The sequence below is a fragment of the Cryobacterium lyxosi genome, from assembly GCF_004403345.1.
GTDB classification, from domain to species: Bacteria; Actinomycetota; Actinomycetes; order Actinomycetales; family Microbacteriaceae; genus Cryobacterium; species Cryobacterium lyxosi.
The window spans coordinates 182,542-203,530 of the sequence record NZ_SOGT01000005.1 but is presented as its reverse complement, the minus strand read 5'-3'; the positions used below and the strand labels follow the sequence as shown (position 1 = coordinate 203,530).

Annotated in this window: 27 protein-coding genes; 15 read left to right on the top strand and 12 right to left on the bottom strand. The window is 64.5% G+C overall.

Going from position 1 to position 20,989, the window contains the following annotated elements:
• The first annotated feature begins 78 nt into the window (after positions 1-78).
• The 4 genes from E3T27_RS04900 (at position 79) to E3T27_RS04885 (ending at position 2,923) form a co-directional block, all read left to right on the top strand.
• The gene (locus E3T27_RS04900) at positions 79-573 is read left to right on the top strand and encodes a hypothetical protein (protein WP_206750152.1); all 495 of its coding nucleotides are present in this window, start codon (positions 79-81) and stop codon (positions 571-573) included.
• A complete protein-coding gene (locus E3T27_RS04895) occupies positions 573-1,592 on the top strand; it encodes a DUF6545 domain-containing protein (protein WP_134571774.1) in 1,020 nt (339 codons plus the stop codon). The genes E3T27_RS04900 and E3T27_RS04895 overlap by 1 nt, the downstream gene beginning before the upstream one ends.
• The gene (locus E3T27_RS04890; protein ID WP_233200512.1) at positions 1,585-2,079 is read left to right on the top strand and encodes a hypothetical protein; all 495 of its coding nucleotides are present in this window, start codon (positions 1,585-1,587) and stop codon (positions 2,077-2,079) included. The genes E3T27_RS04895 and E3T27_RS04890 overlap by 8 nt, the downstream gene beginning before the upstream one ends.
• Positions 2,080-2,146: 67 nt before the next feature.
• A complete protein-coding gene (locus tag E3T27_RS04885) occupies positions 2,147-2,923 on the top strand; it encodes an oxygenase MpaB family protein (RefSeq protein WP_206750151.1) in 777 nt (258 codons plus the stop codon).
• 26 nt (positions 2,924-2,949) lie between these two features.
• On the opposite strand, the gene E3T27_RS04880 is transcribed toward E3T27_RS04885, so the two are convergent.
• Complete coding sequence (locus E3T27_RS04880) at positions 2,950-3,276, bottom strand: antibiotic biosynthesis monooxygenase family protein (RefSeq protein ID WP_134571772.1); 327 nt, start codon at positions 3,274-3,276, stop codon at positions 2,950-2,952.
• Between the two features lie 254 nt (positions 3,277-3,530).
• Between E3T27_RS04880 and E3T27_RS04875 the strand changes: the two genes are divergently transcribed.
• Both E3T27_RS04875 and E3T27_RS04870 read left to right on the top strand, forming a co-directional pair.
• Positions 3,531-3,824 (top strand): putative quinol monooxygenase, encoded by a 294-nt coding sequence (locus E3T27_RS04875; RefSeq protein ID WP_134571771.1) that lies wholly within the window; start codon positions 3,531-3,533, stop codon positions 3,822-3,824.
• A 96-nt stretch (positions 3,825-3,920) separates the two neighbouring features.
• A complete protein-coding gene (locus tag E3T27_RS04870) occupies positions 3,921-4,583 on the top strand; it encodes a histidine phosphatase family protein (RefSeq protein WP_134571770.1) in 663 nt (220 codons plus the stop codon).
• A 70-nt stretch (positions 4,584-4,653) separates the two neighbouring features.
• Here the strand turns inward: E3T27_RS04870 and E3T27_RS04865 are convergent, their stop codons facing one another.
• From E3T27_RS04865 to E3T27_RS04855, 3 genes are all read right to left on the bottom strand, one after another.
• A complete protein-coding gene (locus tag E3T27_RS04865; protein ID WP_134571769.1) occupies positions 4,654-5,004 on the bottom strand; it encodes an MmcQ/YjbR family DNA-binding protein in 351 nt (116 codons plus the stop codon).
• 22 nt (positions 5,005-5,026) lie between these two features.
• A complete protein-coding gene (locus tag E3T27_RS04860) occupies positions 5,027-6,025 on the bottom strand; it encodes an LLM class flavin-dependent oxidoreductase (RefSeq protein WP_134571768.1) in 999 nt (332 codons plus the stop codon).
• A gap of 101 nt (positions 6,026-6,126) precedes the next feature.
• On the bottom strand, positions 6,127-6,597 hold the full coding sequence (locus E3T27_RS04855) for a methyltransferase family protein (RefSeq protein ID WP_166786102.1): 471 nt from the start codon (positions 6,595-6,597) through the stop codon (positions 6,127-6,129).
• Between the two features lie 287 nt (positions 6,598-6,884).
• On the opposite strand from E3T27_RS04855, the gene E3T27_RS04850 reads away from it, so the two are divergent.
• From E3T27_RS04850 to E3T27_RS04835, 4 genes are all read left to right on the top strand, one after another.
• Positions 6,885-7,079, top strand: a complete 195-nt coding sequence (locus E3T27_RS04850; RefSeq protein WP_104195663.1) for a hypothetical protein — start codon at positions 6,885-6,887, stop codon at positions 7,077-7,079.
• A 285-nt stretch (positions 7,080-7,364) separates the two neighbouring features.
• Positions 7,365-8,252, top strand: a complete 888-nt coding sequence (locus E3T27_RS04845; protein WP_134571766.1) for a dihydrodipicolinate synthase family protein — start codon at positions 7,365-7,367, stop codon at positions 8,250-8,252.
• Positions 8,253-8,407: 155 nt separating this feature from the next.
• Complete coding sequence (locus tag E3T27_RS04840) at positions 8,408-9,268, top strand: 3-methyladenine DNA glycosylase (RefSeq protein WP_134571765.1); 861 nt, start codon at positions 8,408-8,410, stop codon at positions 9,266-9,268.
• Between the two features lie 244 nt (positions 9,269-9,512).
• Positions 9,513-10,070 carry a hypothetical protein gene (locus tag E3T27_RS04835; protein WP_104195660.1) on the top strand — a complete coding sequence of 186 codons (558 nt, stop codon included), beginning with the start codon at positions 9,513-9,515 and terminating at the stop codon, positions 10,068-10,070.
• Positions 10,071-10,124: 54 nt separating this feature from the next.
• Here the strand turns inward: E3T27_RS04835 and E3T27_RS04830 are convergent, their stop codons facing one another.
• Together E3T27_RS04830 and E3T27_RS16695 are read right to left on the bottom strand one after the other, a co-directional pair.
• Positions 10,125-10,538 (bottom strand): ankyrin repeat domain-containing protein, encoded by a 414-nt coding sequence (locus E3T27_RS04830; protein WP_198416485.1) that lies wholly within the window; start codon positions 10,536-10,538, stop codon positions 10,125-10,127.
• A 215-nt stretch (positions 10,539-10,753) separates the two neighbouring features.
• Positions 10,754-11,605, bottom strand: a complete 852-nt coding sequence (locus tag E3T27_RS16695; RefSeq protein ID WP_134571764.1) for an aggregation-promoting factor C-terminal-like domain-containing protein — start codon at positions 11,603-11,605, stop codon at positions 10,754-10,756.
• A gap of 7 nt (positions 11,606-11,612) precedes the next feature.
• Between E3T27_RS16695 and E3T27_RS16810 the strand changes: the two genes are divergently transcribed.
• Positions 11,613-11,846, top strand: a complete 234-nt coding sequence (locus tag E3T27_RS16810; RefSeq protein WP_206750150.1) for a hypothetical protein — start codon at positions 11,613-11,615, stop codon at positions 11,844-11,846.
• Between the two features lie 19 nt (positions 11,847-11,865).
• On the opposite strand, the gene E3T27_RS16470 is transcribed toward E3T27_RS16810, so the two are convergent.
• On the bottom strand, positions 11,866-12,027 hold the full coding sequence (locus E3T27_RS16470; RefSeq protein ID WP_158251797.1) for a hypothetical protein: 162 nt from the start codon (positions 12,025-12,027) through the stop codon (positions 11,866-11,868).
• Positions 12,028-12,157: 130 nt separating this feature from the next.
• Here E3T27_RS16470 and E3T27_RS04820 point away from each other — a divergent pair, with 130 nt between their 5' ends.
• Both E3T27_RS04820 and E3T27_RS04810 read left to right on the top strand, forming a co-directional pair.
• Complete coding sequence (locus tag E3T27_RS04820) at positions 12,158-12,934, top strand: alpha/beta fold hydrolase (protein WP_104195657.1); 777 nt, start codon at positions 12,158-12,160, stop codon at positions 12,932-12,934.
• Between the two features lie 270 nt (positions 12,935-13,204).
• Entirely contained in the window at positions 13,205-15,088 is a 1,884-nt protein-coding gene (locus tag E3T27_RS04810) for a DEAD/DEAH box helicase (RefSeq protein WP_104195656.1), read from the top strand.
• A 667-nt stretch (positions 15,089-15,755) separates the two neighbouring features.
• Here E3T27_RS04810 and E3T27_RS04805 read toward each other — a convergent pair.
• From E3T27_RS04805 to E3T27_RS04800, 3 genes are all read right to left on the bottom strand, one after another.
• Entirely contained in the window at positions 15,756-16,787 is a 1,032-nt protein-coding gene (locus E3T27_RS04805; RefSeq protein WP_134571763.1) for an NADPH:quinone reductase, read from the bottom strand.
• The gene (locus E3T27_RS16465) at positions 16,784-16,930 is read right to left on the bottom strand and encodes a hypothetical protein (protein WP_166786101.1); all 147 of its coding nucleotides are present in this window, start codon (positions 16,928-16,930) and stop codon (positions 16,784-16,786) included. The genes E3T27_RS04805 and E3T27_RS16465 overlap by 4 nt, the downstream gene beginning before the upstream one ends.
• Before the next feature lie 239 nt (positions 16,931-17,169).
• On the bottom strand, positions 17,170-17,796 hold the full coding sequence (locus E3T27_RS04800; protein WP_134571762.1) for a DnaJ family domain-containing protein: 627 nt from the start codon (positions 17,794-17,796) through the stop codon (positions 17,170-17,172).
• Here E3T27_RS04800 and E3T27_RS04795 point away from each other — a divergent pair.
• Positions 17,795-18,229, top strand: a complete 435-nt coding sequence (locus E3T27_RS04795; protein ID WP_134571761.1) for a hypothetical protein — start codon at positions 17,795-17,797, stop codon at positions 18,227-18,229. The two genes, E3T27_RS04800 and E3T27_RS04795, sit on opposite strands and share 2 nt — an antisense overlap.
• Here the strand turns inward: E3T27_RS04795 and E3T27_RS04790 are convergent.
• The gene (locus E3T27_RS04790) at positions 18,133-19,287 is read right to left on the bottom strand and encodes an EamA family transporter (protein WP_134571760.1); all 1,155 of its coding nucleotides are present in this window, start codon (positions 19,285-19,287) and stop codon (positions 18,133-18,135) included. The two genes, E3T27_RS04795 and E3T27_RS04790, sit on opposite strands and share 97 nt — an antisense overlap.
• Positions 19,288-19,371: 84 nt before the next feature.
• Between E3T27_RS04790 and E3T27_RS04785 the strand changes: the two genes are divergently transcribed.
• On the top strand, positions 19,372-19,956 hold the full coding sequence (locus E3T27_RS04785; protein WP_134571759.1) for a CGNR zinc finger domain-containing protein: 585 nt from the start codon (positions 19,372-19,374) through the stop codon (positions 19,954-19,956).
• Here the strand turns inward: E3T27_RS04785 and E3T27_RS04780 are convergent.
• On the bottom strand, positions 19,922-20,902 hold the full coding sequence (locus E3T27_RS04780) for an NAD(P)-dependent alcohol dehydrogenase (protein ID WP_134571758.1): 981 nt from the start codon (positions 20,900-20,902) through the stop codon (positions 19,922-19,924). The genes E3T27_RS04785 and E3T27_RS04780 overlap by 35 nt on opposite strands.
• Positions 20,903-20,989: the final 87 nt, after the last annotated feature.

Below are 20,989 nucleotides of genomic sequence, written 5' to 3'. Positions count from 1 at the left end.
CACGGACCGTGTACCGACAGTTCGTCTACCCGTCCCGGCAAGGGGGTAGACTCCGAGTATCAACACGGGGGTACGGGATTGAGCTACGAGTCACGCCAGAAACGGGCGCACATGATGGTGGCCGAACTCGGTCTGCCCCGGCCGCTCACGGCCGAACTGCTGCACCGACACATGGAAACGGTGCGGGGCAAGAAGATCGTGATTCGAAGTGCGACTCCACGCATGCTTGAGGCCGGGCTCTGCGGTCTTTGGATCGCCGTGGCCGGCGAAGATTTCGAACGGATCTACCATGCACCGACTGCGTCCAGGGTGCACCGCCAGCAGTTCATCAATCACGAGTACGGCCACATGATTCTCAACCAAGAGAAAGAACTGCTGTCGGCGGAGCGTATCGCTCTGCTCGCACCACTCATTCCCCTCGACGCTATCGCGCACGCACTGGCCCGAAGCCGCTTTACCGACGAACAGGAAGCCCTGGCCGAGGCCATCGGCGACCAGCTGGCCTTGATCATGTTGAGCGATGGGCCCAAAATTGCACTGGGTCTCCGGACCGGTTTTGGCCAGGTGTTGTAATGCAAACCACCGTGCTGACCTTCGTGCCCGTTGTCCTCTGGATCGCAGTACTCTTATGCGCACCCTCGGCCATTCGGGGAACACGCCGCCCGCTTTTCTGGTTCCTGATCATGCTCGCGATGAGCATGAGCTTGCAGGCACAACCGGTTTATCGATTTGTTGATCCGTTTTTGGGCGGAATCAATGCCACGTATTTTCTCTTCCATGCCCTCACGATCATAGCTGTCGGCCTACTCGACGTCCTCGTTCAAGAAGCGGTGTCCGTCGGTGGAATCACGCGGAGGCGTCGACGGGTGACGGCTCTCGTCGCCAGCCTGATCATCACAGCTCAGGCAATTCTGTTCTTCTCCAGCGACTGGCGTATTTCGGACGATATTTCCCAGTCTTTCGTTGCCCGGTGGGATTACACCGCATATGCCTCGACCACGTGGATCGCCATGGCAATTTTTGCCGTCTCCGTGGCCTACGCATGTTTGTCGGACATTCGTAAGCAGCCCAGAATGGTCATCAGGTTGTCCTTGGGATTTATGATTCTTGGCTGCCTGAGCGTTCTGATTTATGCACTCATCAGCCTGATCAGTTCTGTGCAATCCAACTTGACTCCGGGTTTTATCTTCCAAGGGTGGCCGCGTGTGGCGTACGTTCTTGCCCTCCTCATCGCGCCGCTAAGTCTGGCAGTCGGTCTCGGACTTACCGCGACCGTCGACGGGCTCATCTCCGGTCGAAAGACCTATCTGGATCGAGTGTTGTTGTGGCGCATCACACCTATGTGGCACCGCCTGCTCTTGACTGCGCCGGACCTCAGCATCGATCGAAAGCTGACTCGTCCTGGCCTGCTCGTCGTTCGGCAGCCCGGTCTGCACTTATACCGTCGGTACGTTGAAATTCGCGACACCCTGCTTCTTGACCCGACGCAGGCCGTGTCGTCGGCCGAACAATCGATCATCGATCGGGTCGAACGGCAAACCCAGGTGCCGCCCGAACCGATCCGACACGATGGGATCAATACTGTTGTCTAATCTGCCGGAGCACGAGTCCCCCACGCCAAGCCCTCGTCCGACCGTCAGCCCCCAGGTGGAGCTGGCCCGAAAACTCAATCTGCTCCTTGATGTGGTTGTGGCCGAAGGCAACACCCCATATACCTACAAGCAGATCGAACACGGACTCAAGAACAAGGGTGTCGCCTTATCCCGAGCACGCTGGGCGTACATGATCACGGGCGAGGGCCCGCTCGTCACTGACGCCGCCCTCCTTACCGGAATCGGTGAATTCTTCCGAATCCCTCCGGAATATCTGCTCCACTCCGATGGCGAACTGCCTGACCGCGTAGACGCCCAACTCACGTTTGTGAAAAGCCTCCGCGTGCGGAGGGTCGTCAGTTTCGCTGCGCGAATGCTCGGGGATGTGTCTCCCGAGACCTTGCGTTCCATAACAGAGCTCCTCGAAGCAGAGCCGCCCGACCTCGATGCTCCGGAGTCGGAGACTCGGCGTCGTCATGAGGTCTAAACAACAAGCTCAAGCAAACGCCGCCCGACACGTGGCTGCCGATGATTGGGAGGCCACCTTCCGTCAAATGGCACTGTATGACTTCGCTACCGACGTCAACATAGGTTTCGTACTGGCGTACTTTAGGAGCTTCGCCGTTCCGCAAATATCGGAGGCACTTCTCGCGACCGGCGAGATCACGCAAAGACCCGGCAAACGGTCGACGGATACCGGAATTGTTGTGTACGAAATCATTACGCACGGTTTTGACAGCGAGCGGGGGCGCACCATGGTGAGCCTGCTGCGCCGCGTGCATGCTGGCGTTCCCGGTACCGATGATGATTTTCTCTACGTTCTGATCAGCCTGCTTATCGCGCCGCTACGGTGGCTTGACAGCCACGGATGGCGAGCCGTGGAGCCAACAGAACGCGCAGCGGCACACCGCTTCTTCTTTGAGCTCGGGCAGCGCATCGGGCTCGAGATAATTCCCAGCAGCTACGACGAAGCAGCGGTGTTCTTCGACGATTACGAAGCGTCACACGTGGCGCCATCCGCTGCAGGCATTGCTCTCACAACCTCAGCCCTCCCCGCATTCACCATCAAGCTTCCTTACCTGGTGCGCCGTTGGGACCGAGAAATCCTGGGTGCGCTTATTGGCGACGTGCGGGTGAGCGTGGCCCTCGGCCTACCATCGCCGGCCCGTGGTTTGACCGCCGCAGTGCGTGCACTTCTGTGGGTGCGGAACCTGCGTACCGCACATTCGGCACCTTCAGAACTGCCAGTCTTTGCTTCTGGTGCTGCGACGACGATCTACCCGACCGGTTATCTGCTTTCCGAAATCGGCCCGCCTGAGTCGAGCCGGTAGCACATCGAAACGTCCGTCGCCCAGGGTCAGTGCCCGGTACCGCCAGCGATGGCGTACGACCACAGTTCGCTGCTGACACCGACCGGGCGCGTGGCCGGTTCGCCGTCTTTCGGCGTCTCGCTACGGTGTCCGTGGGCGAACGACGGAGAGCTCAACCAGGCCTGGAACGATTCTTCGTCGGCCCAGCGAGTCAGGACAAGCCAGGTGAGGCGGTCATCGGTCGGCTTCAACAGCTCGAAGCCCTCGAAGCCGGGCCGGTCGTCGACGGCGCCAGCACGGGCAGCAAATCGGCGGGCAAGCTCGTCGCCGCCGTCGCTCGGCACGGTGATGGCGTTAATTTTGATAATCGTCATGAAACTGCTTTCTGTTCGAACGCGCGAAGTGTATTTCCTCCATGCTGCCACTCTCAGCTGCCAGCCCGCGCCGGCGCTGCTGCGAGCAGCCACAGCCGTGCAATCGGCGCATCTGAATCCCCCCGGCACACCGTGTTCCCTATGCTCGAACTATGCGACCTGTCTCCTGATCGGTCCGGGCATGCCGGACTGCAACGTGATAGACCACGTGTAACCGAATTTTTCCCGTAATCTCAACCCTGTTTGGAGCTGCTATGCCGATCACCGCTTTTCTCGATATCCATGTCAAGGCCGAGTCCCTCACCGAGGCTCCCGAGATGTTACACGACACTCTGCTGACCACCCGCGCCTTTGATGGATGCCTCGGTGTCGATGTGCTCGTCGACACCGAAGACCCCACGCACTTTGTCCTCGTAGAACAGTGGGTCTCGCTGGAGCACGATGCCGCTTATCGCACGTATCGTGCTGGACCGGGTAAATCTTCTTTGGGACCGATCTTGTCCGGCACGCCCGTGCTCACCAAGTTCGAGATTGCCACGGACATCTGACGAAACCGCCGCAGGTGCCGCTCGAAACCCTCAACGCTGGGGCCGTTGGCGCACCGACTTCTCTTGCTCGGTCACGTTGCCTATGCTGAGGGGTATATGCGACTTCTCCTGATCCGCCATGGCCAGACTCCCGGCAACGTTCTCGGGCGGCTTGACACCGCGCATCCGGGGCCTGGCCTGACCGATCTCGGTCTGCGCCAGGCAGCGGCGATCCCCAATGCGCTGCGCTCCGAACCAATTGACGCCATCTTCGTGTCGACGCTGCTACGCACCCACCTGACCGCGCAGCCGCTCGCCGCCGATCGCGGCCTTGAAATACGGGTCGCGACCGGGTTGCACGAGATCGAAGCCGGCTCGATTGAGGGGCTACGCGATCGGGCCTCCGTTCGCACGTATCTGGAGACCGTGATGGCATGGGGCACCGGCAACCTGGATAAGAGGATGCCGGGAGCTGACGACGGCCACGGCTTTTTCCGGCGCTTCGACGCCGACATCGCGCTTGCAGCCGCGGACTCTGAGGTCGCCGCGGTCTTCAGTCACGGCGCAGCTATTCGTGTCTGGACCGCGGCCCGCGCGCAGAACGTACCGGCGAGCTTTGCGGGAGAGCACGAGCTCGACAACACCGGTGTTGTGGAATTCATTGGCTCGCCCGAGGAGGGCTGGACCCTGCTGTCCTGGGCCGGCCTGCCGGTGGGCGGGATGGCCCTTGCCGACCTGGGTGCTGCCGACCCCCTGGGCGATCCACTTCCCGGGGTGTGAGTCGGGGGGTGTGAGTCCGGGTGGTGTGTGAGTCCGGGTATCCGTTCTCCGACCTGAAACACCAGCCCCGCTATTTCGGCCGGGCGCAGGGAACCCGGGGCCGCACCAGAGCGTGGCTGTCGCGCAGCAGCTGTTCAACCAGCTCGACAGGCACATGGCCATCGAGCACGATCGTGATCCAGTGCTTCTTGTTCAGGTGGTAGCCCGGCGTGATCCACAGCGAAAATTCTTCCCGCAGGGCACGGCCCTCTTCCGGATCACATTTGAGCGACACCGTGAACGGCTCGCCCGCCAGGGCTGCGAGGGCAAAGATTTTGCCGTTGCCACTGATCTTGAACACGCTCGTCTCGTCGCCGAATGGAAATGTTTCTACCGCCTGGGGCAGGCCCAGACAGAGGTCGACGAGCGCGTCCGGGGTCACGCTGCCAACCTAGCCCCTCAAGCTAGACAGTGACGAGGTTCATCGCACCAGCCGTGAGTTCGACCGAGCGCAGGCGGTCCTCGATCGACGGAGACTGGTGAGCGAGAATGAGCTCATCGGCCCCGGTTCCCTCGGCGAACTCCTCGAGGTAGGCGCGCACCTCATCAGCGGTACCAACCGCCGAATAGCGCATCATGTCGGCGATATTGCGGCCCTCCGGCGTGGTCAGAAACATGTCGATCTGGTCGTCGTCGTATTCGGGGGTTGCCGGCCCGCGAGAGAGCATGCCGCGCACCCGTGTGCGGCGGGTCGACTCAAACTGTGCCACTGCATCCGCTGTGTCGTCGGCGGCGATCACGTTGGCCGCAATGATGAGGTGCGGCGCTTCAAGCTGCTCTGACGGCGTGAAATCACGGCGGTAGAGCGCGATCGCTTCGTGCAGCGCGTCGGGCGCGAAATGCGAGGCGAAAGCGTAGGGCAGGCCGAGCGCTGCGGCGAGCCCGGCACCGAACAGCGACGATCCGAGAATGTACAGCGGCACATTGGTACCGGCCCCGGGCATGGCCTGCACGCCGGGCACGATCGACTGGCCGCGCAGGTAGGCCTGCAGCTCTATGACGTCCTGCGGAAACTGGTCAGAAGCGCGCGGGTCGCGGCGCATCGCCCGAGCGGTGTTCTGGTCGCTGCCGGGCGCGCGACCCAGACCCAGGTCGATGCGGTCAGGATAGAGCTCGGCGAGGGTTCCGTACTGTTCGGCGATCACGAGCGGGGAATGATTGGGCAGCATGACGCCGCCGGATCCGAGCCGAATCGTGGTGGTCTGCCCAGCCACGTGCCCGATCAGAATGCTCGTCGCCGATGATCCGATGGTCGGCATGTTGTGGTGCTCGGCATACCAGACCCGCTCATACCCGTGTTTTTCGGCCGTCTGGGCAAGCGCAACACTCCCCGCGAAGCTCTCCCGAACGGTCTGGCCGGGAGTGATCGGAGCAAGGTCAAGGATGGACAGCGCAATAGTCATACTGGGAGCAACACTTTCGCGCGGAAATCGTTACCCGGCTCCCGAAACGTTCCCGGATTCGCTTGGTCGGGTCAATCGTGGGCCGTCAATCGCCCGCGGCATCACTCGCCTGAAACAAGCCGGCCGACACCGGGCACGAATCGCCCGACCCGCGCACCGTAGCTGCGGTAATCGGAGTGCTCGGCCACAAGCATCCGCTCTTCCCACCGTGTCTTCATCGAGAGCAGCCCGACCAGCACGATCCACGCCACCACGTGCCAAGCGGATGCCCCCACCAGCACCAGCGCGACACCGCCGGTCATGAGTCCCGCGTAGATCGGGCTGCGGAGGAGCCCGTAAACCCCCGTGGTGACCAGTTGGGCCTCCGCGCGTGGAATCGGACTCGCGGTCAACGCCGACCCCAGTCCGACGACGCCAAGAACCACGAGCACGGCGCCGACCAGACCCAACGCGATCGCTGCCACGATCACTCCGACGTTCGTTGCCCAGAGTGTGCCGTGCGGTAGAAAGGCCAGAGCTGCCAACAAAAGGAATTGCCCGGTCACCAGGCCGAGTGCGAGTGCACGTTTCATAGTGCGAGGATACGCCCGGGTGGAACGAGCACTCATGCAGGTCAACGTCGGATCACCGCCGTGCAATGAAATGAAACATTTTCGCTTTTCGGCAGACAAACACACGACGACAAGTTAACCTCGTACGACTAGACCCGCTCCGCCGACGCCGCCGGAGAGTGACACCGGGCTTCGATTAAGATCGCGTGCCAACTTATCGCGCACGATCGGTTCGAGGCACGCGCCTGCTCCGGCAGGTGCATTCGCCCGGCACCTCTGACGAGGTGCCCCGCTGAAGTGGAGCCACCATGACCGACGACGAACTCCTGCTTGAAATCGACTACACCGGCTATGACAGCTCGTGCCGCGATCCGCACATCACACCGGCCGAGGACCTCGTCGAGTGTCGACGCCTGCGCGGCCACGGTGACGAACCACACGGTACCAGGGTCGGCATGCGCGCCATCCGCTGGCTCGCCGGCGCTGCCCCCCTCGCCGCGTAGATACCCGACTGCTGGCTCCACTTCGACCGCACCCAAACCTGGCGCCCCGCTAGCTAAAATCGCGCGGTCAGCACCGCCGAAAAGCCCAATTGGGAGAAGTAGGGGCCCCAGGACACCGAGATGTTTGAACGAGGAGCGGATGACCCACCGACTCCGCGGGCCAGCCCTGGAACGCGAAATATGCGCACGGCAGGCCGTATCGTGACTCGGCCGCCCTTCTGACCCCCACAGTGCGGGAGGATGGTGGAGCGCCCCTTCCGCGCGCACCGACGAAGAGGCACAGCTATGTTCACCGGGCTCAGCGCTTTCCCCCTCATCCCGACCGACGAGAACGGCATCGACGAACAGGCCTTCGTAGGCCTTGTCGCGCGGCTCGCCGCGGCCGGCGTCGCCTCGATCGGCGCGCTCGGTTCGACCGGAGGGTATGCCTACCTCAGTCGTGAACAGCGTGCTTTGACGGCCAGGGAGGCAGTCGCGGCGGCCGGCACGACCCCGGTCATCGTGGGAATCGGCGCGCTTCGTACCCGACAGGTTCTCGACCACGCCGCGGATGCCCACGAAGCCGGCGCCGCCGCGGTGCTGCTCGCACCCATGTCCTACCAGCCTCTCACCGACGACGAGGTCTTCGGCCTCTACCGAACGGTCACGGCCGAGACGACGATTCCGCTCGTCGTCTACGACAATCCAGGCACCACCCATGTCACGTTCAGCGATGAGCTGCACGGTCGCATTGCCGCGCTGCCGAACATCGGGTCGATCAAGATTCCGGGCGTGGCTGCCGCGGCCGCGCCGGCAAGAATCGCCGCCCTCCGCGCCGTGATTCCCGCGCACGTCACGATCGGCGTCTCCGGGGACTGGCTCGCCGCCGGCGGACTTCTCGGCGGCGCCGACGCCTGGTACAGCGTGCTCGGCGGGCTCTTTCCCGAGGCCGCCCTCGCGATCACGCGAGCTACCCAGGCCAGCGACAGCACCGCAGCCCGCGAAGCCTCCAACCGGCTCGAACCGCTCTGGGCGCTGTTTCAGCGGTACGGCAGCCTGCGCGTCATGTCCGCCGCGGCCGAGACACTCGGCCTCGTGCACTCCCCCAACCTCCCGTTGCCGCTGCTCGGCCTCGACCCTGCGGGCCGCAGCGAACTCGAGGCGACCCTGCTCCGGCTGGGCCTGGGCGCCTGATTCCGGTCAGCTGTGGCCGGGGCCTCACTGTTGCAGCCACCATGCTGTATGTCGTCGAGATTCAGGTGACAGCTTCATCCAGGCCGGTTGTCGTGGCTCGGCCCTCGGCCCTCGGCCCTCGGCCGGCCGTCACGTTCCGCGGGTATCCTCGATAGGTGCATTCAACCGACCAGACCCGAGTACTCGGGGCCACCGAGTGGCGCGGCCTCGAGCAGGCCCACGAAGAACGCGCCGACGCATTTACCCGTGGCCGCCGCGAGCGCGCGGCGACCGGCCAGACGCATCCGGTCGAGGATTTTCTGTTCACCTACTACCCGTTTCGTCCCGGCTTGTTGCGCCGCTGGCATCCAGGAGCCGGCGTGCTGCTGCAGGGCGCTGCCGCCGAGCCTCGCGCGAACTGGAAGTGGTACCGTCGCGAAGGTAGCGACAGCCAGGTGGACGCCGCCGCCTTCGTCGAGAAGAACGAGCGCGTCATGCGCTTCATCGGTTCACTGCTCAGCGCGACTCGGCAACGCCCCGCCCAGTTCGGCTGTTTCGGACTGCACGAGTGGGCGATGGTCTACCGCCAGGGCGAGCACCGGCATGTTGCGCCGCTGCGGCTCGGCCAGAGCGACACCGACGCCGTCGTCGACGGCAACCGCGTGGCCTGCAGCCATTTCGACGCGTTTCGGTTCTTCACCCCCGCCGCTATTGGTCGCAACCAACTGCAACCGACGAGGGAAAACCAACCAGTTCTGGAGCAGCCGGGGTGCCTGCACGCCGGAATGGACATCTACAAGTGGGTGATCAAGCTCGGCCCACTCGTTCCCGGCGAGGTTTTGCTCGACTCCTTCGAACTCGCGCACGACATTCGCCAGCTCGACATGGAGGCCTCGCCCTACGACCTCGCCGATTGGGGCTACGCGCCGGTCGCTGTTGAGACTGCCGCCGGTAAGGCGGAGTATGTGCGCCGCCAGCGCGGTTTCACCGAGCGCAGCAACATCTTGCGTGACCGCGTCGTGGGCCTGCTCGCTTAGAGAAACTCCCCCGCTTGCCATCGGGAAGGGGTTGCCAGACTCTTCTCAGGCTTTGCCATCGCCACCCGCGGACGCCCCTCGTGGCGGCGATCGACCCACGTCACGGCGAGCATTATCCCCACCAAAAACAATGCATGACACCCATTTGGGGTGCCTCGACCAAACCGGATGGAGCAGGGCTCCGGACCATCTGTGCGGCCCGAGTGAACTTCGGACTGGAACAGAAAAACGAATAGGAGCTCTCATGAATACGATCACGAAGCATACGAACATTCGCAAGATTACCGCGCTGGGAATCACCGGCGCCGCAGCATCCGCTCTCATCATTGGAGGCTTTGTCGCCCCCGCCCAGGCGTTTGACGGCGACAGCACCAGCACGACCACGAGCACCGATAGCTCGTCCGAGCAGAACCGCCTTGACGTTATCGGCGACCTGTTCAACCTCTCTGGCAACGACTCGACCGGCAACGGCGTGCTCGGCAACGACACCTCCGTCGGGGGCGTCGGCAACGGCGGAATCCTGAACGGCGGCGTCGTCAACGGTCCGCTGGTCGATGACTCGCTCAACAACGACATCGGTGATGTCGCGTCGGGCAACGAGGTCGGCAACGACGCGTCCGTCGGCAGCGGCAACGACGTTGTCGCACCGATCGAAGCTCCCGTCACCGCCCCGGTTGACGCCGGTAACGGCACCGACGTCGGCACCGACGTCGATGGCGTCGACGTTGAGAACATCGACGGCTCGGTCGACTCGATCGTCAACGATGTCCTCGGCGACCTCGGCCTCGGCCTCGGACGCTAACGCGTTCGACTAGAAGTGAGGGCGTCTCCCACTTGGGGGCGCCCTTTTCGTGTTTCAGCCGCGCTGGTGAGACTCGATGACCTCGCGCATGCGCGGCAGGCCGAACTGGTCGGCGATGGCCACGCCACTGTGCGTGCCGAGGCGGGGGTCGGCATCCGCTTCGAGCAGTAACCGCAGAATCACCTCGTTGTTTCGAAAAACCGCGCAGGAAATGGCGGTCTGGCCCATCGCGTTGATAGCGGATGAGTCCGCGCCGCGCCGCAGCAGCTCAGCGACAGTATCGGCGTGCTGCTGGTACGCCGCCACGATCAGCAGCGTGTCTCCACGCGGGTTGACCACGCCGAGGGGAACTCCGGCGTCGATCATCTCGCCCAGCGGGCCGGTCAGGCCGTCGCGGGCGAGGTCGAAAACGCCCTCGATGATCTGCGGGCTGATAGCCCCGCCGGGTACTTGCGTGTTCTCGTTCACTGATACTCCCGCTCGACAATCCTGTACCCAGCGTATCCGTATCGGCCCGTCGCGCGAGGCGCATGTCACAGTTTGGGTTCCTGGGTGGCTCAAACTAGCGGCGCGATGGGCGGGATGCCGCACTCGGAGCGCGCCGACGTGGATCGCCTGGTTCCTACCTGACGAGAACGTGACGCATCGGGAACCGCCTGGCTACGACGTACCGCTACCGTGCGCTAGTACCAGCCCGATGCTTCCGACTTGTCCCAGGCATCACAGGGTGTGCTGTACCGACTCGCGATATAACCCAGGCCCCACGAGATCTGGGTCGCAGGGTTGGTCTGCCAGTCGGCTCCGGCCGAGGCCATCTTGTTGCCGGGCAATGCCTGCGGGATGCCGGTGGCACCGCTGGAGGCGTTGTAGGCATTCACGTTCCAGCCTGATTCTTTGTCCCACAGGCTCACCAGGCAACCAAACTGATCATCACCCCAGCCGTACTGGTTCGCCATGAGCTGACGGGCGATTTGCTGTGCAGCGTTGGGGTCTGCTGGAGCGGACGGGCGGGCCGGTGCCGCCGGGACGGCATCGGCAGCTTCGGCCTCAGCAGCGGCCTCAGCAGCAGCCTCAGCAGATGCAGCCTCAGCACTAGCCTGGGCGACGGCTGCCTGCTCGGCGGCAAGGCGATCGACCTCGGTCGTGGAGGCGTGCACGTTCGCGGTTTCGGTTGTCGTTACGTCGACGAGCTCGAAGATGCGCTCCGGAGCAAGCAGGGTGACGTGGGAGAGCGAGGCAACGGACGCCGACAGGTCCGTGGCATCCGTCTTACCGTGCGCTGCAGCGATGACGACGCTGGCACCAGACACGGCACTTTCAGAGGCCTGTTCGGCACGCGCTCGCAAGCGCTCCGCATTGAGTTCCAATTGCTCGTCGTGTCCAGCGCCGCTGGAGGCAAGCGCTGTCATGACGGCTATGCGCGCGTTTTCGTCTGCGACGCTGGATTGCACCGCGAAGCCGGTGCCGACAACTGCGGCGATAGCAGTGATGGCGCCGGCTGCCAGGAAGCGGGTCCGCTTCCGGCGGCGACGCACAGTCTGAATGCGGCTCGCGTCAGTCTCAACAGGTGTGGTGGGCGTGGTTGGAGAAGAGATAGGCCTAGCTTTCAGAAAAACGAATCGCTGGCTGTCGCGCGGGCGGTTCTGGTTCGACACTCCGCACGCGGCGTCCGCGGGCGAAAAGACCAGTCTGCACGGCTTTCCTGAACACTTCCTCACTTTCACTGCGTCGGTCGCCGGCACAGGCGTCATCGTCCTGATTCCCCGTATCGGCTAGGAAAGTATCCGTAACCCGGTCAGCTCAGCCCATCGGAGGCGACGAGGGCAACGACCTGGTCGTCGATCGTGAGTGCCCGCTCACGGTCCTCCATCACTTCACGCTGCCTCTCACTCTCGCCTGGCTGCACCTTAACATCGTCGCGGAGCACCCGCGCTCCCCCCTCCCGGATGGCACCCATGGCCACCCTAAGTTCACTCGGGGCACCCGAGTTTGTGCACCACGATCACGTCCATCGGGGCGCCCGGCGCCCGCGCCACCTCGAAAGCGACCGGCACTCCCCTACGCGGCAGCCGTGGTGGAATAGGGGAATGTTGCACCGAAACACCCCCGCGCACAGTTTTGTCCCGTCCCACGACGGTGTGCAGTTGGCCACCTATGAGCTCGGCGACCCGGAGCACCCGACCGTGGTCGTGGTGCACGGCTTCGCTTCGAGCGTCATCGCCAACTGGCACGCCACCGGCTGGACCCGGGATCTGACCCGGGCCGGTTTTCACGTCATCGGCATCGACCAGCGCGGCCACGGCGCCAGCGACAAACCACACTCCCCCGACGCGTACACGATGGAATTGCTCGTCGCCGACGTTGAGGCGGTGCTCGACGCCTACCTGCTCACCGAGGTGTGCTACGTGGGCTACTCGCTCGGTGCCCGGGTGGGGTGGCAGGCTGCCCGCAACCTCGGCGGCCGCATCACCCGGGCGGTGCTCGGCGGGATTCCCGACGGTGATCCGCTCAAAAGTTTTCAAGTAGCGGATGCCCGCGCCCACCTCGAACACGGCCGCGAGGTCAGCGACCGCCTCACCGGCGTCTATCTCGCCATGGCGAAGACCCTGCCCGGTAACGACCTCGCCGCGCTCGTCGCTCTGGTCGAAGGCATGCGCGGCGGCCCGCAGCCCGGCGCCGCAAACGCGCCCACTCAGCCGGTGCTGTTTGCCACCGGCAGCGAGGACAGCATTCTCGACGCCTCCCGGGTGTTGGCCGACGCCACGCCAAACGGCGGCTTTTTCGAGATTCCCGGGCGCAACCACTTCAATGCGCCCACATCGCGGGCGTTCCGCGAGGCGGCCATCGGGTTCTTGAAAGCGTAGGCTTCAGCCGCGCGACACCGTTTCGGCGTCGTCGACGTGCCATCCGGGGTTGTGAGCCCAGATAACGCCGTTCGGGTCAGCGACGTGCCGTGCGAGATATCGCCGAAGACGCCATCACTGGATTCACCCGTTTGAGAAACAGGAAAACGCCGCTCGCGCACCCGGCGCTACGCACGCCAAAAAGCGGATGCCGCGGCCGCGGGCATCCGCTTTGCAAGTTGCCAGACGAGCCATAACACCGGGGGCGAACTCTTCGACTACCGTTGTACTATGACCGCCCCAGACACTACAACGCAGAACGAGGCAGATTCCGCCTCCATAACGAAGACATTTGCCGACCTTGGACTCAATGACGCCATGCTCAAGGCGCTCAAAGTTGTCGGCTACGAGACCCCCTCGGCCATTCAGGCCGCCACTATTCCCCCGCTGTTGGAGGGTCGCGACGTTGTCGGACTCGCCCAGACCGGTACCGGCAAGACGGCTGCGTTCGCGCTGCCTATTCTGAACCGACTCGACCTGTCGCAGAAAAACCCGCAGGCGCTCGTGCTCGCGCCCACCCGCGAGCTCGCGCTGCAGGTGTGCGAGGCGTTCGAGAAGTACGCCGCCCACATGCGAGGCGTGCACGTGCTGCCCGTTTACGGTGGACAGGGCTACGGCCAGCAGCTGTCGGCCCTGCGTCGCGGAGTGCACATCGTCGTGGGTACTCCCGGTCGAATCATGGACCACCTCGCGAAGGGCACCCTCGACCTCTCGGAGCTGAAGTTCCTGGTGCTCGATGAGGCCGATGAGATGCTCAACATGGGCTTCGTCGAGGACATCGAGACCATTCTCGCCGACACCCCCGATGACAAGCAGGTGGCTCTGTTCTCAGCCACCATGCCGGCGCAAATCCGCCGTATCTCCAAGAAGTACCTGCACGACCCGGAAGAGATCACGGTCAAGAGCAAGACTACGACCAGCGTGAACACGACCCAGCGCTACCTGATGGTGTCGTACCCGCAGAAGCTCGACGCGCTCACCCGCATCCTCGAGGTCGAGAACTTCGAGGGCATGATCATCTTCGCCCGCACCAAGAACGAGACCGAACTGCTCGCCGAAAAGCTGCGTGCGCGCGGCTATTCGGCCATGGCGATCAACGGCGACGTGCAGCAGGTGCAGCGCGAACGCACGATCAATCAGCTCAAGAGCGGCAAGCTCGACATTCTCGTCGCAACGGATGTCGCCGCTCGCGGCCTCGACGTGGAGCGCATCAGCCACGTCGTCAACTACGACATTCCGATCGACACCGAGTCGTATGTGCACCGCATCGGCCGCACCGGCCGCGCCGGTCGCTCGGGCGCAGCTATCAGCTTCGTCACACCGCGCGAACGTCGTTTGCTCTCCGCCATCGAAAAGGCGACCCGCCAGCCGCTCACCCAGATGCAGTTACCGAGCGTTGAGGACGTCAATGTGACGCGCCTCACTCGCTTCGACGACGCCATCACGGCAGCACTCGACGAGACCGACCGCATCAGCAAGTTCCGCGACATCATCGCGCATTACGTGTCCCACCACGATGTGCCCGAGGTTGATGTGGCCGCGGCTCTTGCCGTGGTCGGGCAGGGCGAAACTCCGCTGCTGCTTTCGGCCGAGGATGTTCGCGCGCAGCAGCGCCTCGAGCGCGACGAGCGGGTCGAACGCTCCGAGCAGCGCGGCGACCGGCCCGAGCGCGGCGGTCGTTCGGACCGCCCGGACCGCTTCAACCGGGATGACCGTGGCAGCCGGGATGACCGAGGCAGCCGCGACGACCGCGGCAGCTACGGCGCCCGCGACGACCGGCCGGTGCGCAGCGAACGCCCGGTTCGTTCGAGCGGTAAGCCGATGGCCCAGTTCCGCATCGAGGTCGGCAAGCGTCACAAGGTGGAGCCGCGTCAGATCGTCGGCGCCCTCGCCAACGAGGGTGGGCTCAGCCGCGACGACTTCGGGCACATCAAGATCCTGCCGGAGTTCTCGCTGGTCGAACTGCCCGCTGATCTGTCGAGCGACGTGTTCTCCAAGCTGGAGAACACCCGCATCAGCGGCAAGCTCATTGAGTTGCGCGCCGACAAGGGCGGCGCCTCGCGTTCCGCCGAGCAGGGCGATCGCCCGCCGCGCGCTCCGCGCCGCGAGTACTAAAGCCAGATGCAATCAAGCCCCCTCGTCGTTTGTGACGAGGGGGCTTGATTGCATTGAGCGCAGATCGTTGCCGGGGCCAATTCAAAAAACACACTGCTTTACCCCCGGTGACCGTGACCGTACAGAACTCATTCGNCTGCTTTACCCCCGGTGACCGTGACCGTACAGAACTCATTCGCTACCCCGCGGGATTTTCTGTACCGGCCACTGAGCAAGGCCTCTCGTCCGACCACCGAGCAGGGCCTCGCGGCGCGCATAACTCCTGCAATTCGCACCGGGCCCCCGCAACATCCGCAGAAACACACGGGGGTTCCGCTTACGCCCCGCAAATTGCAGGAGTTATGCGCCGGGCTAGCTCCGAAACCCGACCATCGGTGGCCAATTCAGGAGAATCGGCCGCCGAGCAGGGCCTCACGTCGCGCATAACTCCTGCAATTCGCACCGGGCCCCCGCACCATCCGCAGAAACACACGGGGGTTCCGTTTACGCCCCGCAAATTGCAGGAGTTATGCGCCGGGCCAGCTGCGAAACCCGACGACCGGCGGCCAATTCAGAAGAATCGGCCGCTGATCCGGCCCGTACCGCCCGATCCTGGGCAGGCCACGGCTCACACCGGCGGGATGTCCTGATTCAGCCACCGCGGGCCAGACCACGGCCAGACCGCTCGTCAGGCCGCGGAGACGTCGACGAGCACCTTGCCGGTGACACCGCTTTCGACGAGGGCATGGGCGTCTGCTGTGTGGGCCAGGTCGAAGCGGTGCAGCGGCAGACCCGAATCCGCTCCCACCGGCAATGCGCCGTCAAGGAGTGCCTCGTTGATGGCAGCAGCCGCCTGCTGCACGACCTCGATGCCGACGGTGTACAACAACACGAACTGGTACCGCACATTCAGGCTGAAGTGCTTGCGCACATCGAGGGTCATCTGGTCGCCGCCGTTGTTGGCGTAGACCGCGATGGACCCGCGATTGCGAATGACCGCAAGGTCGAGTTCGGAGTTCTGGGCGGGAGCCACCTCGACGATGAGGTCGACGCCATCGGGCGCAATGCTTCGGATTTCGGTGGCGACGTCGGAGTCAGTGTAGGTGAGCACGTGGTGTGCCCCGGCAGCTGTCGCGAGGGCCGCCTTGGCCGGCCCACTCACGGTCGTGATCACGGTCGCGCCGGCCCAGCGGGCAAGCTGGATGGCGGCATGGCCGACGGCGCCGGCACCTCCCGCGACGAGCACGATCTTGCCGTCAAGCGCCCCCGGATGCAGGCGCGTAGGCCCATCTTCGGCCACGGTGAGGGCCCGGTAGGCGGTGATGGCCGGCACGCCGAGGCTGGCTCCCTGATCGAAAGTGGCCGCGGAGGGCAGCAGAAAGACGCGCTCGGCCGGAAGCACCGCGTATTCCTGGGCAGTTCCGCTGTTCGCACGCTGATAGGCGGCGAGGGCGAGCCAGACGCGATCGCCGACAGCTACGTTCGACACACCGGGGCCGACGGCGTCGACGACGCCAGCGCCGTCCTGGTTCGGCACGACGTCGGCGAATGCGAGAGCCTCCCCCGGGCTGGTGCCTCGGCGCGACTTCCAGTCGGTCGGGTTCACCCCGCCCACCACGATGCGCACGCGAACATCCCCGGCACGGGGCTCTGTCACTGGTCGATCGACGAGGTGAAGCACGGACGGGTTACCGGTTTCGCTATACAGAATGGTCTTCATATAAGACCTAACGCCAAAGACGTCGGAATGTTTCCCGGCGGCGGCGCCGCACGTTCGATCGTGGCGTGCAGATTGGTCTGAATGGTGCTCCTGGTCTCGGTGAGCGCCAAGTCGATGTCGATCTCGAATTTGTTCGCGAGCATGACGGTCCACCAGAGCGATTCAGCCGGGGTGAGCTGATGCTCAGCGGTCGCGCCTGCCTCGATCGGCCAGGTTCCGTCGGCTCACTGCCCGGGGCGAAAATAGTCACACTCTGTTCTTCTCACAGAGTTCTAGCGTGGTCGTCGTCACGTGCATCGGCGTGTCGGTCACATCGCCCACCACCCATCTGCGGCTCGAGCAGAACGAACGGCATCCACTACATAGCGGTGCAGGGCGACGGTCAGCGGGCGCGGCGGCGGCGTTCCCGCCAGGTCATGGCGGCGAGCGCCGCGGCCTCACTCTCGCGCTGCTGCCTGGCCGCTTCGCTGCGCACGGCGCGGCGTTCCCGCCAGAGAGCGAGCTGTGTGACCACATCCCGGGTGGGGGTGACCACGGGCGGTCCGCCCTGCAGCTGCCGGCGTGCCGCCACCACTCGGCTGTTGAAATCTTTGAGAATCTCGGTCACCGCAGCCTCAGTCTGCACGCTATCCAGCCGGGCATCGAGCTCGGCGTTCTCGGTGCGCAGGGTGAGGGCCGGCGGACCGAGCCCGGTGATCTTCTCGCTTTCGATCTTCTGGCGAATCCACCAGTCAGGGTCATACCCACGCTCGAGGTTCGCCAGCGGCTTGCCGGCGCCGGGCAGGTTATCGAACTCGCCACGACGAATAGCCTGCTGAATAGCCATTTCCACATACTGGGCTCGGGCTTCCATCATGGATTGCCCGGCCGTGTTTTGCTCGGGGTCGTTTACTTCTGGCGCAGCGGAGTCTGCCTGGTCGGGCGGCACCATGCGTTTGAGTTGGTAGCGGGCCACGTTGAGTCGGGCGTCGCTGGGTTGCGCATCGCTGCGGTCCTTATTGCCGGTCATGGCTGCCAGCCTAGATCGACGTGGTGGCCGAGTCGACTTGGAACGCTGCTCGGGAGGGCACTTCGACACGAACGAACTGCGGGCCGGGCGGCGGGTCGTGCCTCTAGCTGAAATCATTTGGGCTCGCCTCGACATGTTCGACCGTCAGCACGCCCACACGCGCATGCTCACGCTGCGGTTCGGCGCGGAGGGCGGGCCGCGGGCATCCGTTCGTCTGCGCGGTCGCAGCGGACAGACACTCCAAGCCGCGGTGACCGACGTCGTTGCCGAGGTCATTCGCCGTTCGTCGATCGTCGTGCCTTCGACACCCAATGACCCCGGCAGGCGCTTTGCCCGCTATAACTTTCCCGGTTCGCTCGGCCGTTCTGACGTTCTCGAGGTCGTGTTGAACCCGCCGACCATCGACGATCCCGCGCCCGTGCTGATCTCCTGAGCGGATGCGCCGGCCGTCGCCTCGTCGGAGCGCGCGGCCTCGTCGTTCTCGTCGCTCTCGTCGCCATGTGCCTCGCCATGAGCGTCGCCATGAGCGTCGCCGTGTGCGTGCGGCAGTCCCGGCTCGTCGGGCGGCAGCGCCTCGGCGGCCAGCTCGACGCGTTCCTCCCCCACAGCGGCGATGCCGCCCAGAATCAAAAGCCCGCCGAGCAGCTGCAGCGGCGTCAACACTTCGCCCAGCAGCAGCCAGGCGAACAGCGACGCGAAGATGACCTCGAGCAGGCCGACGAACGAGGCGAGCCTCGACCCGAGAATTCCCGCCGCCGTGATGCCCGCCACATACGCGAGCGCGGTGCTGATAATGGCGAGCGCGAGCAGCGGTGCCCACCAGGGCACAACCGTGCCGAGCAGGGACAGGTCAAGAAACGATGCGGTGAAGGGGAGCAGACCGGTCAGGCCGAGCAGGCCGAGGACTGTCCCCCCGACCAGCAGCCCGAAGGCCGCGAGTGCGATCGGGGGCAAGCCTTCGGCCGGGCGCGCGGCCACCACGAAGAACACCGCGCAGGAGATGGCTGCGCCGAAGGCGAACAGCACCCCCATCGGGTCCACGGCCCGAATGGCACCGGGCCCGATCACGAGCAGCAGCCCGCCAACGGCGAGAGCCGATCCGAGCAACACTGTGCGGCGGGGCATCCGTTGTGTCGTCACCCAAACGAACCCGACCAGAATCAGCGGAGCGAGAAATTCGATCAGCAGCGCGGTCGAGACTGGAATAGTCTGCAGCGCGGCAAAATAGGCCAGCTGAGTACCCGCGACACCGACGATGCCCATTCCGAGCACCCGCCACCGGGCCCGCCACAGGGCCGCCCAACGCCCGCGCAACGAATACAGCGCGAATGGCAGCAATACGAGCCCGGCGGTCCACGCGCGGGCGGTCACGGCGGCCGTCGGTGACCAGCCAGCCTCGAGCATCGGCTTGACCAGCGCACCGGAGGTTCCAAACGAAATGGCAGCAATGGCGGCAACGATCACACCTCCCGGCAGGGACGAGATCTTCATGCTCCTCCTTCAGGCGACGTGGGCCTGTCATGGTCTAAACTGTTTTCACCACTGACAGTAGAACCCTGTTGGCAAGGAGTCAACTTGCATTTTGCCCCTGACACCGAGGAAGCACTCGAATTCGTGGTGCTGCTCGGCGCCACTGACCCCGGGGCCTCCCGAAGCGGCCGCGACGAACTCGAAACGCTTGCCGACCTCGCCGCCCTGCTCGCCCCCATTTTGTTCACCGGCCGCATCGACGGAGATGATGCCGAGCTGCTCGACGTGCAACAGACCCGCGCATTGCTGCGCCGGGTCTGGACTCTCGGCCGCGACGACGCCGTCACGGAGGTCAACCGCATGCTGCGCGAGGCCAGGGCACTCCCCCAGCTTGCCCGCCATGATGTCTCGGACTGGCACCTGCACGCGACCGTGCCCGAGGCTCCACTCGGGGAACGCATGCGCGTCGAGGCAGCGCTGGCGTTGATGGACGTGATTCGCAGCGACGAAATGGGTCGCCTGCGAATCTGCGAAGCGGATGCCTGCAGCGGGCTGGTTCTCGACCTCTCCCGTAACGGATCCAAGCGTTTCTGCAGCGTGCGCTGCGGCAACCGCATGAACATGATCGCTTTCCGCGAGCGCCAGCCCACCGGCTCTACTCCGTCGCCGCCTCGTCGCGCACACGGATAACGACGTTGCCGATCTTCTGCCCCGTCGCGACATATTCGTAGGCAGCGCAAATCTCGTCGAGCGGGTAGATCCGGTCGATTATCGGCCGAAACTCGCCCGCTTCGACCAGGCCCTGCAGGAATAGTGCATCGTCGCGGGTGTCCTTGGGAATCGGAAACAATACGCGCCTCCTCCTCAGCACCGGCGTGGTCAGCGCCAGGATCGGATTTTGCCACAGCGTACCAAGTTCGGACGAGAGGTAGATTCCGTTGGGAGCGAGCACCCGGCGGCAGCGTCCGAAAGAACTCTTCCCGACCGTGTCGAGCACCACATCAAACTCATCTTCGAGCGCGGTGAAGTCCTCGAGCGTGTAGTCCACCACCCGTTCAGCCCCGAGTGATTCCATCATGGATAGGTGCGGGGTGGCGCAGACCGCTGTGACGCGAGCGCCGAGATTCACGAGCAATTGCACCGCAGCTGATCCGATCCCTCCCGTACCGCCGTTGACCAGTACATTCTGTCCGGCGGTGACCCGTGCCGCGCGCAGCATGTTGAGCGCGTAGTGGGCGCCCTCTAGAATCGGTGATGCCTCAACGTAGGAAACGTCTGCCGGTATCTCGGCGACCATTCCTGTCGCGGTAACGGTCAGATAGCCAGCGTGACCACCAAATTTCACGCCGCTGTAGCCGAACACCCGCTGGCCGACCGCAAACGCACTGACGTCGGCGCCGACACCGGCGACCTCGCCGGCGAACTCGCAGCCAAGAATCGTCGCCCGAGGCGCCCGCAGTCCGCTGAATAGCCGCACCACGAGTGGCTTGCCGCTGAGAAAGCCGCAGTCGGTGCGGTTGACCGTGCTGGCGAAGACCCGCACCAGCAGTTCGTCGCGCTGGGGTATCGGCTGCGGCGCAGTCTCGACGTGCACGAAGCTTGGTGGTCCGTAGTGACGGTACACGGCAGCTCTCATGCGGCTCAGCGTACCCTCGAATGCCCCGTCGCGACCGGGTGGCCTCGGGACTGGGCCACGGTGGCGGCTGCGCAGTCGACATGCTCG